Below are 13769 nucleotides of genomic sequence, written 5' to 3'. Positions count from 1 at the left end.
GTCGAGATTAATGATTTAGCGCAAGAAATCGTTCAGCCTGCGCCTCAACCCAAGTTTATTCATTTGCGCGTGCACAGTGACTATTCAATGTGTGACGGTTTGAATAAAGTAAAACCGATTATCGCTAAAGCGGCCGATTTAGGAATGCCAGCCCTTGCACTTACTGACCAAACCAACCTTTGTGGTTTAGTTAAGTATTATCATGCTGCTCATGGCGCAGGTATTAAGCCTATTATTGGTTGTGATTTCTGGGTGAAAAGTGAAGAGTTAGAAAATGAACTTTTTCGCATTGTTGTCTTAGCGACAGATAATGTCGGTTATAAAAATTTAACCGAGCTTATTTCTCAAGCCTATCTTCGCGGTCATATTCAAGGCAAAGCGGTTATCGATAAGCTTTGGTTGATTAAATATGCGCCAGGGTTAATTCTATTATCGGCTGGCCGCGAAGGTGATATTGGTAAAGCGTTAATTAAAGGGAATACAGATCTTGTTGAGCAAATGGTTGACTTTTATCAACAGTATTTTCCTAACTGCTTTTACCTTGAACTGATCAGAACCAATAGAGAAAATGAAGAAAACTATATTCATTTAGCGGTAGAGCTTGCCGAAAGGGTATCACTCCCGGTGGTTGCCACCAATGAAGTTATGTTTATTTCTCCTAAGCGATTCGATGCCCATGAAATACGTGTAGCTATACATGATGGTTTTACGCTTAATGATAAACGACGCCCTAAAAAATATTCCAAAGAACAATACCTTCGTAGTGAAGAGGAAATGTGTGAATTATTTTCTGACATTCCTGAAGCACTTGAAAATACTGTAGAAATAGCTAAACGCTGTAATGTTACTGTAAGGCTTGGTGAATATGTTTTACCTGACTTTCCTACAGAAGGTTTATCAATAGAGGATTACCTCGTTAAAGTGTCTGAAGAGGGTTTACAAGACCGCTTAGAAACCTTATTTGATAAAGATTCGCCAGACTTTGCTGAAAAACGTAAACCTTACGATGAACGCTTAGCCATAGAGCTTAAAGTTGTAAATAATATGGGTTTTCCCGGTTATTTCTTGATCGTCATGGAGTTCATTCAGTGGAGTAAAGATAACAATATTCCCGTTGGCCCAGGTCGTGGTTCTGGCGCTGGTTCACTCGTAGCCTATGCACAAAAAATTACTGACTTAGATCCCCTTGAATACGACTTACTGTTTGAACGTTTCTTGAATCCTGAACGTGTATCAATGCCCGATTTTGATATTGATTTCTGTATGGACAGACGAGATGAAGTGATCGACCACGTTGCTGAACTTTATGGCCGTGATGCGGTGTCGCAAATTATCACCTTTGGTACGATGGCAGCAAAAGCGGTTATTCGAGATGTTGGCCGTGTACTTGGCCATCCTTATGGTTTTGTTGACCGTATTTCAAAACTTATTCCGCCAACACCGGGAATGACTTTAGCGAAAGCTTTCGAGGAAGAGCCAAAATTACCTGAAGCTTATGCGCAAGACTCTGAGGTAAAAGATTTAATTGATATGTGTCGTATTTTAGAAGGTACGACACGTAATGCCGGTAAACATGCTGGTGGTGTTGTTATTTCGCCAACAACCATCACAGATTTTGCGCCACTTTATTGTGACGACGAAGGTAAAAACCCGGTTACACAGTTCGATAAAAATGATGTTGAAGATGCGGGGTTAGTCAAGTTTGACTTTCTAGGGCTTAGAACGTTAACCATTTTACAGTGGGCTATTGAAATGGCTGACGTAAAGTTGTTAAAGGAAGGCAAAGCACCTATCGATATTTCGCGCATCCCTTTAGAAGACCCCGCTAGCTTTAAGGTGTTATTGAAGTCAGAGACAACAGCTGTTTTCCAGCTTGAGTCTAGCGGTATGAAATCGCTTATTGCTAAACTAAAACCCGATTGCTTTGAAGATATTATCGCGCTTGTGGCACTTTTTAGGCCGGGCCCATTACAGTCAGGCATGGTTGATAACTTTATCGAACGTAAACACGGTCGTGAAGTTGTTAGTTACCCCGATGCTACATGGCAGCATATTGATTTAAAACCTATTCTTGAACCCACTTACGGTATTATTTTATACCAAGAGCAGGTAATGCAAATTGCACAAGTATTGGCTGGCTACTCGCTAGGTGGCGCCGATATGCTGCGTCGTGCTATGGGTAAGAAAAAGCCTGAAGAAATGGCTAAGCAGCGTGCTGGTTTTGAGCAAGGAGCTATTGACCGTGGTGTTGATGGCGAACTCGCCATGAAAATTTTCGATCTGGTTGAAAAATTCGCTGGTTATGGTTTTAATAAATCACATTCAGCGGCTTACGCACTGGTTTCTTATCAAACCTTATGGATGAAGACCCATTTTCCTGCACCCTTTATGGCTGCGGTAATGTCAGCAGATATCGATAACACTGACAAAATTGTTACCCTTGTTGATGAATGTGGCAATATGGGCATCGATTTACTCCCTCCTGATGTCAACGCTGGCCAATATAAATTTACGGTTAACGAACAAGATCAAATTGTTTATGGCATTGGCGCAGTAAAGGGCGTGGGAGAGGGTCCTATTGAAGCCATTATTGCTGCACGTGAGCTTGGAGGTGAATTTAGCGATCTCTTTGATTTTTGTGCTCGCCTTGATCTGAAAAAAATTAATAAACGTGTCTTAGAAAAATTGGTCAAAGCGGGTGCAATGGATAGCTTAGGCCCGAAAAAAATAATTAATGGCAAAGAAGTGCCCAATCGAGCCGTTTTATTTGAAACGTTACCTGAAGCGATTAAAGCGGCAGATCAATATGCTAAAGCACAAGCGGTTGGGCAAAATGATTTATTTGGCTTAATTAATGAAGAGCCAGAAGATACCCGACAAGCGTTTAAAGATGTGCCAATGTGGGCAGAGGAAGTTTGGCTTAATGGCGAAAAAGAGACGCTGGGCCTATATCTAACAGGCCACCCCATTAATCGATTCTTAAGTGAGATTAAGTACTACGCCTCAGGGCGCTTAGTAAGCTTGCAGCCGACTAGCAAAGATAAAACTACCGTTGCCGTAGGTTTGGTCTTAGGCGTAAGAGTGATGGTCAATAAACGGGGTAGACGATGGGCACTGGTTACGCTTGACGATAAAAGTGCTCGAATGGATATTAGACTCTTTCCTGATGACTATGATAAATTTGCAGAATTGCTCATTAGTGATGCTATTTTAGTGTGTAGCGGACAGGTCAGCTTTGATGAATACTCCGGAGGCATTACAATGACCGCTCGAGATATCATGACAGTTGCCGATGCTCGAGAAAATTATGTTACTTCAGTCGATATAAATGTTAATAAAACTAAAGCAGGTAAAGGTTTTATTGAGAAATTTACTGATGTATTAACACCGTACAAAGATGGTACGTGCCCAGTTCGCCTGTTTTATCAAAGAGATGAAGCAAAAGCTATGCTAGAATTAGGCGTACAATGGCGTGTAACGCCTGCAGACCCTTTATTACATGAATTGAAAACTTTATTAGGTGATGGAGATGTTACTTTAAGGTTTAAATGATTTAGGTCGCATTAAATGGTAACTTACTGTTAACCCATAAAAACAATTTATAACAATGTCGATGACGACTTTGTTAACAACTGAGCCGTTATGGATAACTACTCAGTACTCTATTTGAATAATAATGCTGTTGTTGATAAAACGGCATAGAACATAGGTAAGAATAATCATATGTCATTAAATTTTTTAGATTTCGAGCAACCTATTGCAGAGCTTGATGCAAAAATTGAAGAATTAGAATTAGTGAATAATGGTCAAGAATTAGATCTTGATCTCGAAGAGCAAATTACCCAATTACGTGGTAAGAATGCAGAGTTAACCAAAAAGATTTTCGCTAATCTTGACCCTTGGCAAACAGCCCGCGTTGCTCGTCATCCACAGCGTCCATATACGCTTGATTATATTCCGCGCATCTTTACTGAATTCGACGAGCTCGCAGGTGACAGACATTACGCAGACGATCGCGCGATTGTTGGTGGTACTGCACGCTTAGACGGAAAGCCTGTCATGATTATTGGTCATCAAAAAGGCCGTTCAACAGCCGAAAAAGTTAAACGCAACTTCGGTATGCCTCGCCCTGAAGGTTACCGCAAGGCTTTACGCTTAATGCAAATGGCTGAACGTTTCAATATGCCAATAATCACCTTTATTGACACCCCAGGCGCATACCCAGGTATTGGCGCAGAAGAACGTGGTCAAAGTGAAGCGATAGCGATGAACTTAAAAGTGATGTCACGATTAACCGTACCCATTGTTTGTACTGTTATTGGTGAAGGTGGTTCTGGTGGGGCATTAGCGATTGGCGTAGGTGACCGCGTTAATATGCTCAAATACTCTACGTATTCAGTAATTTCTCCTGAAGGTTGTGCTTCAATTTTGTGGAAAACGGCAGAAAAAGCACCGACTGCTGCCGCCGCAATGGGTATTACGGCTACACGTATTAAAGAGTTAGAGCTTATTGATAATATTGTTGAAGAGCCATTAGGCGGTGCACATCGTGATATGGATATTATGGCTGCTAACTTAAAGCAAGAATTAAAATCTAACCTTGCTGAGTTAGAAGGGTTATCAAAAGATGAATTAATAGAAAAGCGTTACGACAGATTAATGTCTTTCGGTTACTGTTAAGTCGTTTTAAGCCGACATCGGTAAAGTGTTATTTAACACTTTGCTGATAAAGTTGCAGCTTTATCTTTATATTTATATTTATATTTATATTTAAGTTAAAGCTTCAGCTTTGTTCATGCCAGTGTCTATTTACAAAGTAAATTATGATTGAAAATACGTTAAGAGATTTTTTTTCTCAACATCCTACATCATCACTCCTTATTGCCTACAGTGGCGGTATTGACTCACAAGTTCTTTTACACAATCTTGCTTCTTTAAAAAAACAAAATGCAATTAATACCAATATTCGTGTCTGTCATGTTGATCATGGCTTAAGTCCTAATGCTTTAAAATGGCAAGCATTTGCTAAAGAACAATGCCAAAAATTTGATCTTCCGTTAGAAATTATTTCTGTAAATGTGCAAGCCACCGCACAACAGAGTTTAGAAGCACAAGCGCGTGATGCACGTTATAAAGCACTCAAGTCAGTTGCGACATCAAATGACTTAATTGTTACGGGTCATCATAGTGACGACCAAGCGGAAACCTTCCTACTCGCGCTAAAAAGAGGCTCGGGTTTAAAAGGTTTGTCAGCGATGCAAAGTGAAATAACGTTCTCAGCTCAGTTACTTGTTAGACCCTTATTAACGATTTCTCGAACGCAGATTGAAGCTTATGCAAAAGAGCATGCGTTAAACTGGATAGAAGACGAATCTAATATTGATGAGCGCTTTGATCGAAATTTTCTTCGCCACCAAATCTTACCTAAATTAACTGAGCGCTGGCCAAGCATCAACAAAACCATTGCACGAAGTGCCGAGCATTGTCTTGAAGCGCAGCAGTTGCTTGATGAATTAGCGCAGCAAGACTTAGCTAATTGCCAGCAGTCAACTAATACGCTTTCTGTGCTTTATTTGAATAGCTTGAGTGAACCGCGGCTTAAGAATCTATTACGCTATTTTCTATCACTTGGTGATTTTTTAATGCCGAGTCGTCAGCAACTAAAGCAAATATGTCAGCAATTAAATGCAGACGCAGATAAGTCGCCGGTTGTTCAATTAGCTGAGTGTTGCATAAGGAGATTTAAAGGCGAACTTTATCTAACATCTATTTTCCAAGACCTTTCTTTATGGCAGCATGATGTCAATTTAGCGGCTTTAGCAGATAAAAAACTCGTCAATATCGTGCTACCAGATAAATTAGGTTTATTGAGCTTTTTTATGCCCACTCGTGAAAAGCCCGTAACTAAACATTGGCAAGCGTTTATTAAAAAGCCAATAAATAACGAAATAGTCACCATTCGATTTTCTCATGAAAACCCAAAATGTTTGCCACAATACCGGCAGCATTCACGGCCTGTGAAAAAGATCTTACAAGAGCTTGTTATTCCACCTTGGCAGAGAAAAAGATTACCTTTTCTATTTTATGACAATGAATTAGTTGCTGTAATAGGACAGTTTGTCTGTAAGGCTTATTTAGCAGATAACGAAAGTTCAGCTTTTGCGCTTTCATGGGAGGGTGAACTGTCTTTATAAAGTGACCGTGAAACGAATAAACTAGACAGTGTTGGTGCATAAGTGGTAAAAATCTTTCATCAACACCTTATCTTAATAATAAGAACAATAACTAATATAAGAAAAACTATGACAACAGATAATACTTCTTTAGAAAACCAGTCGCTATTTGGCAAGCTAAAATCTATTAACATCGTAAACCAAATCATTATTGCAATTGTTTTTGGCGTTCTTATCGCCCTTATTTCACCTGAAATAGCTCAGTCATTTTCTATACTAGGGAGTTTATTTGTTAGTGCATTAAAAGCGGTAGCTCCTATTTTGGTGCTCGCTTTAGTCGCCTCATCAATTGCAAATCAAAAAACTAATAGTGACGCTAACTTAAAACCTATAGTTGGTCTTTACTTACTTGGAACAATTAGTGCCGCGTTAGTTGCTGTCGCATTAAGTTTTGCTTTTCCTGTGCAATTAACGTTAGATATAGTTGGCGCAAATGCTAATCCGCCACAAGGTTTAGGTGAAATATTATCAACGCTAGCATTTAAAATTGTTGATAATCCTTTCAATGCCGTTGTTACAGGGAATTTTATTGGAATTTTAGCTTGGGGCTTAGGCTTAGGTTTCGCCTTAAAAAAAGGCAGTGAATCAACAAAGGTGATGGTTCACGATTTCGCTGAAGCTATCTCAAGCGTTGTCAAATTGGTCATCCGTTTCGCACCTTTAGGTATTATGGGGTTGGTTGCTAATACGATAGCAACGACAGGTTTTGATACCTTGGGTGAATTTAGCCATTTAGTGCTGGTACTTTTAGGTTCAATGCTTATTATTGCGTTGGTTGTTAATCCTATTATTGTTTATTTTATTATGCGTAAAAATCCTTATCCGTTAGTACTCACATGTTTAAAAGAATCAGGTATTACTGCATTCTTTACGCGTAGTTCGGCGGCAAATATTCCTGTGAATATGGAATTATGTGAAAAGCTTAACCTACATGAAGATACTTACTCAGTTTCAATTCCTTTAGGGGCAACTATTAATATGGCGGGAGCCGCCATTACTATTACCGTTTTAACACTTGCGGCGGCGAATACTTTAAACATCGAAGTTGATTTTGCGACTGCTATTTTATTGAGCGTTATTGCCTCGGTATCAGCTTGTGGTGCTTCTGGTGTGGCAGGTGGGTCTTTATTACTTATTCCATTGGCTTGTGGTTTGTTTGGTATCGATAGCGACATTGCGATGCAAGTTGTCGCAATAGGCTTTATTATTGGTGTTATTCAAGACTCTGCTGAGACGGCGTTGAATAGCTCTACAGATGTTATTTTTACCGCAGCAGCCTCGCACCATATCACTAAAAACTTAGAGCAATAGCTTTTACCCTTCTCTTAAAGACAGTGTTTTAATGCCTTAAGGTACTGTCTTTAAATGAAAGGGGAACGCCATTTACCTTCAGTGATTAATCAGCACTTTTTAAATCACTGAATTAGGAGCATAATAGCCAAAAATTATCTTTTCAAAAATTAGTGAATTAATATTATGCCTACCGAAAATGCATTAAAAGCACGCAGTAACACTCGCTGTGAATTGTGTACCTCAATCGACAAACTAGCGGTATTTCCTGTCCCCCCAACCAGTGATTTAAGTGCTCAGCAGTGTATATACCTCTGTGCTACTTGTACGGCACAAATTAATGGCGAGACAGAAATAGACGTTAGTCACTGGCGTTGTCTAAATGACAGTATGTGGAGCCAAGAACCTGCTGTGCAAGTAATGTCGTATCGTCTGCTTCATAAACTTTCTGCAGAAAGCTGGGCGCAAGATGCACTTGAAATGATTTACATGGAAGATGATGTAAAAACCTGGGCAGAGCAAGGTATCGCAGCCGCTGAGCGCGAAGGACCTACACGAGACAGTAACGGTACTGAATTACAAGATGGCGACGATGTTACCTTGATTAAAGATTTAAAAGTAAAAGGCGCTAACTTTACGGCTAAGCAGGGCACTATGGTACGTGGTATTGCACTAACAGATAACCCTGAGCACATAGAAGGTAAAGTAAACGGTACGCGTATTGTTTTAGTTTCGGCGTACTTGAAAAAAGCGTAATCAAACCATCATGCTAAAAGCGTTTAAATGCATTAGGGTGCATGAAGAATACTCAATGTCTTATCGCCCTTTAATTTAGGGCTTTAAGATATTCACCTCTCGGGTTATAACCACCGCCTAACTTTTGCCTGGTAATCAATGTACTGCTGGCCAAATATCTTCGTTAACATCTGTTCTTCTGGAATAATTTGATAAAGCGTCATGTAACTCATAAAAATAAGTATCACGGGTAAGCACATCAAATGCTGTAAGTAATAAGTGAGAGATACGAGTGCTATAAGCATGGCTAAATACATCGGGTTACGAGAAGTAGCATAAATGCCTGAACTGACGACTGTTGAACTTGTTTCTGGTTTTGTTGGGTTAACCGTTGTTTTGTGCTTTTTAAAACTGACTATTGCTGAAATACCCACCCCCACCGAAAGTACTAATAACAATAGAGCAACTATCAGGTGCGCTGGCCAATTGAATGAAAACATAGGCCACAATTTACTGAAGGTTATCATCAAGATAACAGCGATCAGTACTTGTACAACAGGTATTATCTTTAACTCCATGATTTTCCTTAATGTTAATATGCTTTATTAAGTAGTATGTTAGCAGACTGTGTTGCTTGTTGATCATCATTAATCGATAAATTTATCATTAGCCGTTATAGGTTCTTTGTAAGCGTATAGCTAACGACACCTGCTGTTTGCGTTTGATCTCCGGTATGTTATCTCCACACTTCATTTAGGAGATAAACATGAGAATTACGCGTAGCAAGAACAATGGCAAACCATTATGGATGATCAACAAACCAGCGGCTTAACCATCATTGACTATTGCCAACAACAGCAGTTATCAACATCGAGTCTTTATGCGGTTAAACATAAACCTAGTTTGACGTCTGAAAACTTTGTTCGTGCCAAAATAACCCATCAAGTGGAAATCCTTGAAGAGCAAGCGTTAATAACGCTAACCATTGGTACGGCTAACGTCAGCTTGCCAAGTACCACTTTCGCTACCTATTTAAGTCTATTATTACGAGCGTTAGTTTTATGAAGATGTTTGTTGACCCTTCAGTGGTTTTCTTACATCGAGATTTTATCGACTTTCGCAAGGCAATAAATGACCTTGCGGCACTTGTTGAAGATAAGCTAAACCGTAATGCCTATACGGGGGCTTTATTCGTTTTTTGCAATAAAGCCAAAGATAAACTGAAAATACTGTACTGGGACAAAACTGAATTGCGCTTTGGCAAAAGCGCTTAGAAAAACAAAAGTTCAATTGAGCACCGCTAGGTGCTGATCCCCATACGCTTACAGTATACTGATTAACTACTGATTAGCAGGGGGATGAATTAAGTAAAAGTAACAAGTACATCGATAGTTAATTACCTTGCATTTATCCATTTTTCAGCCTGATAAAGTAGATCACTTAATTAGTGTAATGGTCCAATAAATAGCTTATGTTTCGGTCCTAAATAGTATTTTTTATTTGAAGGTAGATTCCTAACCAAGCACCCTATACCAAGCTAATAAAGTGAAACGCTGTTTTCAATACGCTAATCACTTTTATATTATAATGCTTATATCACCACAGATTGCGGCCTTTTTATTTACTGGTTATTGGCACGAGTATTAGTAAGAGTATTCGGCATTAACACTAGCTATTAGCACTAGTTATTACTCAGGGCATTAAGGTTAATGCTTGGAATCTACTTCCCAAAACTCAAAGAAAATTGCTGCTAGTTCATGCCGGCCGCTGACTTGGGATTTTTTATAAACCGACGAAGCCTGGTTACGCACTGTTTTTTCTGATTTTTGCATTAGCGAAGCAATTTCAGCAATCGTTAAGCCTTTTAAGAGAAAAAGAGCAATATCATGTTCTGCCGCAGTGAGTTCCCAAATAGCGAATTGCGCGTTAATGGCATCAAAAAAACTGTTCTTACTTCTTTCTAATTGCTTATTGAGTATTTTTTGCTGGTGTTGGCTGGAGTCTAATTGTCCCAGTAAATAGTTAGTTTGCTTGCTGCGGGTAAAAATATCTTTCATGAGAAAGATAAAAAGTGATAACGAAATAATAACCAGAGTGAGCTCTTGTGCTAAATGAATGTAGCTAACTTCACTTTTAAAATCGACATAAATATCTACCAGTTTAAAGCCAATGATAAGTGAAAGGGCCAGTGATATTATTTTATCTTTATGCATTTTAATCCCATAAAAAAAGCGAGGATAAACCTCGCTTTATTGTTACACTCCTTTGAGTTTAATCATCGTTTCCATTCGATTCAATTTCAGCTTCTAATACGCGAATATAGGTATTTTCAACCCATACACCTTCAATATCTACCGGGGTATTAACCGATACTGCATTCATAAAGTCAACTAAATTAACGTTTTGATCATTGAGTTCTAAGCTAGCGCTATTATCTAAACGTACTTCATAGCCATTAAGCGTAAAGCTAGTTGCAGATAGTAATTGCGATACCCGACCTTCGATTTCTACGTAACCTTGGCCAGCATCATCGTCGGATGAATCGTCTTGGTCGTCTGATGGATCATCACCTTGTGAAGGTGACTTTAGTTCAAGTTTGTTAATGACTAATTGATTATTACTATCGTAGTAACCTTCTATTTCGACAGAGATACCTAGTACAAGCGCATTAATGAAATCATCCATTGCAACCACAATATCTTGATTAAGATACAGGCTGCTATTATTCAACAAAATTCTTACACCATTAACCGTGATTGATGAAGTGTCGAATGCACTGACAACCCCTTCAATTTCCCACTCATCGTTAAATTCGCTGCTGTTTTCTCGCTCAATTCGCTGTATGACTTTAATGCCATCAATCAGAGCAAACACTATTTCAACAGCATCATTAACTTGTAGATTTTGTAAATTAACATATTGATCGTCATCATCTTCAAATCGGGTATTGATACTTAGCTTATAAGCTTGGCCATACAGGGTAATTAATTGATTATCTAAATCAATTTGCTCAATATTGCCTTTAACTTTGCCATCATAACGATATTTGTCTGCTTCAAATTCAATACGTAAGACTGCTTTGCTAGTCGATAATTCGAGTTCAACAAATGCACCAGCTATTAAAGCATCTGCTGTGCCACCTTGGTATTGAACTGTATCAGCAAGCGTAAAGGTATAGCCATTGACGGTTATGGTGTTGTTCGTGGCATCGAACGCCGATACTATGCCTTCAACTTCATAACGAGAGAACTCTTCCGATGAAGAGTCGCTATTGCCGTCAAACATCTCGGTTTCAATGTGAGATGCGATAATCGTTTCGTTGGTTAGAACACCTTCAACTTTGACTAAAGCCCCATTACTGAGTTCCCCTTCAATTGAGGCGGTATTGTAGTCAATAATCAATTGATCTAAGCGAAAGGTTCTATTCGTTGTATTGAGCTGTTCAATTAATCCTCGGGTATATTCAGCCTGGTCATTACTGGTATCAGCGTCAAGTTTTATCATAGTTGCTAGATAAGAATTATCCTGTCTTAAATAGCCATTAACTTCTATTCGCTGAGACACAGACAAGTTAGCTTCAGTAATATCAATAAAGTGAGTGAGATTGTTATAGGAGATTAACGTGCCTGCGACAATGATGGTTTGGTTATCCCGATCTATTGAGCTCACCATACCTTCTACTTCAGATTCATAAGTCACTCTTAAGGCTTCGGGGCTCTCACTATTATCGTCGCTTGAAGCAATAGTTACATGCATACCTACCTTCAACAACGAGACATCAGCACCACTATTGCCATTGATATTGATGTCAGCATTGTCAGTAAGATATCGTACGCCATTAACATAAACACTGCCAAAGCCAGTAATAACACCGGTCGAGGAGACTAAACTAGGTGAACTTGCAATAGGTTCTGGTTGGCTCGGTGGAGCTGGCGTGATAGTCGTTTCAGAGCCTCCTGAGCCGCCGCAACCAAAAAGCAGTGTCGCGGTAATTATATTCAGTGAGTAAATCTTTTTTTTGTTGTAAGACATAAGTGCTGCTACCTGTTGGTTAATCTAATTGATACGAAGATATCAAATACTAAGTTTTATTCACATGGGTTGAATGACCTATGCGGCTATTTATAGGCGCTGCAGCCTGATAATTAATAACTAAAATATATTTAGTGATTATTTTTATTCAGTTTGTTTAACTGATGTAGTTCATACAGTTTTGCTTCTTTTATCAAGGCATAGTACGAAGCTATCATGGCCGTTATTAAGCCTCTATTACCAGAGAAAATATGGCCTTGAACAATATATTTTTTAATAAATGTCACTGGAAAGACAAGAAATAACTTTAATGTGGAATAGGATCTGCTTTTTAAAATTTTTTCTTGAGCCTTTAAACTTGAGTACTGATTACATTTATCGGTCATTACAGCAACGCTACCATAACCATAATGATCAAATGACTCATTAATGAAAATTTCTTTACCCTCGACGGTTGCACTTTCATGTACTAAGTCATTTTCATTGAAATGAGCTTTAGATTTTTTATAAAGACGAAGATTATTAGCTTTTTTGGTAAAGCGAGATGACACCTTGCCAATAAAAATATCATGACGTAAAAATCTAACACTATCCGCTTCGTTATTTTCAACTATTTTTTTGAAACGAGCAATAATAGCAGCGTTCAGTATTTCATCACCATCTAAGTTTAAGACCCATTCATTTGAGCATAATGACATAGCAAATTGTTTTTGACGGGCATAACCTAACCATGCTTGATGGTAAACTTTGGCACCGTGTTTTTTTGCGATGTTAACCGTGTTATCTGTACTACCTGAATCAACTAGTATGACTTCATTCATACTGGAAACACTCAATAATACTTGTTCAATGTAAGCCTCTTCATTTTTGGTAATGATAAAAACGCTAATGGGTAATGACTTCGGTGTGATTACATTCATAGAGTGATTGCAAATATATTTGATGTTATGTATTTAAATTACTGATGAAGGCCATCTACAGCTTTTAACTTTTAATGGCATTCATCAGCCTATTTAGCTAGTTCAGACAGACTTATGTTAAAACTTGCTGCTCGAATGAATTCTATTTTTTTAGCTGGCGTTCTAATTTAGCCAAATTTTATTTTTTCAAGACCGTGGTCCCTTAAATAGTTAAGCCGCTTTGTTGATTAAAGTGAACATAAACTGGCTGATAAAAGGACTATGAATAACACCATGATTTTAAAAAGTAATGCATAAGGTATATCAACTTAGTTACGCGCTATTACCAATGATTTTATCAAGTAAAACTTAAGGAAAGCTTAAGAAAAGTTTAAGAGTAGCCGCGAATTGTCCTCCTGCATTCTATTGATTATTTAACAAAATCAAAATTAACTATCAGATGAATATTTTATTGATTTATTTTCAAGTTATATTTGGTCACACTTTGTCTTTTGGCATAATAACGCAGCACAGATGTTGAGCGAATTATCGCGGTGCAATAATTTTTAAGTTAACCGGG

General features: G+C 38.4%; 11 protein-coding genes. 7 read left to right on the top strand and 4 right to left on the bottom strand.

Annotated elements, in window-relative coordinates; translation table 11 throughout:
- The first annotated feature begins 87 nt into the window (after positions 1-87).
- From dnaE to H4J39_RS16570, 5 genes are all read left to right on the top strand, one after another.
- A complete protein-coding gene (gene dnaE, locus H4J39_RS16590) occupies positions 88-3552 on the top strand; it encodes a DNA polymerase III subunit alpha (protein ID WP_404842697.1) in 3465 nt (1154 codons plus the stop codon).
- A gap of 171 nt (positions 3553-3723) precedes the next feature.
- Complete coding sequence (accA, locus tag H4J39_RS16585; RefSeq protein ID WP_182180258.1) at positions 3724-4680, top strand: acetyl-CoA carboxylase carboxyl transferase subunit alpha; 957 nt, start codon at positions 3724-3726, stop codon at positions 4678-4680.
- A 143-nt stretch (positions 4681-4823) separates the two neighbouring features.
- Positions 4824-6194, top strand: coding sequence for a tRNA lysidine(34) synthetase TilS (tilS, locus tag H4J39_RS16580; protein WP_182229465.1), 1371 nt, complete (start codon positions 4824-4826; stop codon positions 6192-6194).
- Positions 6195-6302: 108 nt separating this feature from the next.
- Positions 6303-7544 carry a serine/threonine transporter SstT gene (sstT, locus tag H4J39_RS16575; protein WP_182229464.1) on the top strand — a complete coding sequence of 414 codons (1242 nt, stop codon included), beginning with the start codon at positions 6303-6305 and terminating at the stop codon, positions 7542-7544.
- 165 nt (positions 7545-7709) lie between these two features.
- A complete protein-coding gene (locus H4J39_RS16570; RefSeq protein ID WP_182229463.1) occupies positions 7710-8279 on the top strand; it encodes an alkylphosphonate utilization protein in 570 nt (189 codons plus the stop codon).
- Positions 8280-8383: 104 nt separating this feature from the next.
- On the opposite strand, the gene H4J39_RS16565 is transcribed toward H4J39_RS16570, so the two are convergent.
- Complete coding sequence (locus H4J39_RS16565) at positions 8384-8836, bottom strand: isoprenylcysteine carboxylmethyltransferase family protein (protein ID WP_182229462.1); 453 nt, start codon at positions 8834-8836, stop codon at positions 8384-8386.
- 226 nt (positions 8837-9062) lie between these two features.
- On the opposite strand from H4J39_RS16565, the gene H4J39_RS16560 reads away from it, so the two are divergent.
- Both H4J39_RS16560 and tnpB read left to right on the top strand, forming a co-directional pair.
- Entirely contained in the window at positions 9063-9323 is a 261-nt protein-coding gene (locus H4J39_RS16560) for an IS66 family insertion sequence element accessory protein TnpB (RefSeq protein ID WP_259368867.1), read from the top strand.
- A complete protein-coding gene (tnpB, locus tag H4J39_RS16555; RefSeq protein ID WP_182229461.1) occupies positions 9320-9532 on the top strand; it encodes an IS66 family insertion sequence element accessory protein TnpB in 213 nt (70 codons plus the stop codon). Before H4J39_RS16560 ends, tnpB begins: the two co-directional genes overlap by 4 nt.
- A gap of 432 nt (positions 9533-9964) precedes the next feature.
- On the opposite strand, the gene H4J39_RS16550 is transcribed toward tnpB, so the two are convergent.
- From H4J39_RS16550 to H4J39_RS16540, 3 genes are all read right to left on the bottom strand, one after another.
- The gene (locus H4J39_RS16550) at positions 9965-10471 is read right to left on the bottom strand and encodes a helix-turn-helix transcriptional regulator (protein WP_182229460.1); all 507 of its coding nucleotides are present in this window, start codon (positions 10469-10471) and stop codon (positions 9965-9967) included.
- A gap of 58 nt (positions 10472-10529) precedes the next feature.
- A complete protein-coding gene (locus tag H4J39_RS16545) occupies positions 10530-12290 on the bottom strand; it encodes a DUF5666 domain-containing protein (RefSeq protein WP_182229459.1) in 1761 nt (586 codons plus the stop codon).
- A gap of 131 nt (positions 12291-12421) precedes the next feature.
- On the bottom strand, positions 12422-13210 hold the full coding sequence (locus H4J39_RS16540; RefSeq protein WP_182229458.1) for a glycosyltransferase family 2 protein: 789 nt from the start codon (positions 13208-13210) through the stop codon (positions 12422-12424).
- Between the last annotated feature and the right edge of the window lie 559 nt (positions 13211-13769).

The organism is Colwellia sp. Bg11-12, assembly GCF_014076955.1.
Taxonomy (GTDB): Bacteria; Pseudomonadota; Gammaproteobacteria; order Enterobacterales; family Alteromonadaceae; genus Colwellia_A.
This window is presented reverse-complemented; position numbering and strand designations above follow the sequence as displayed.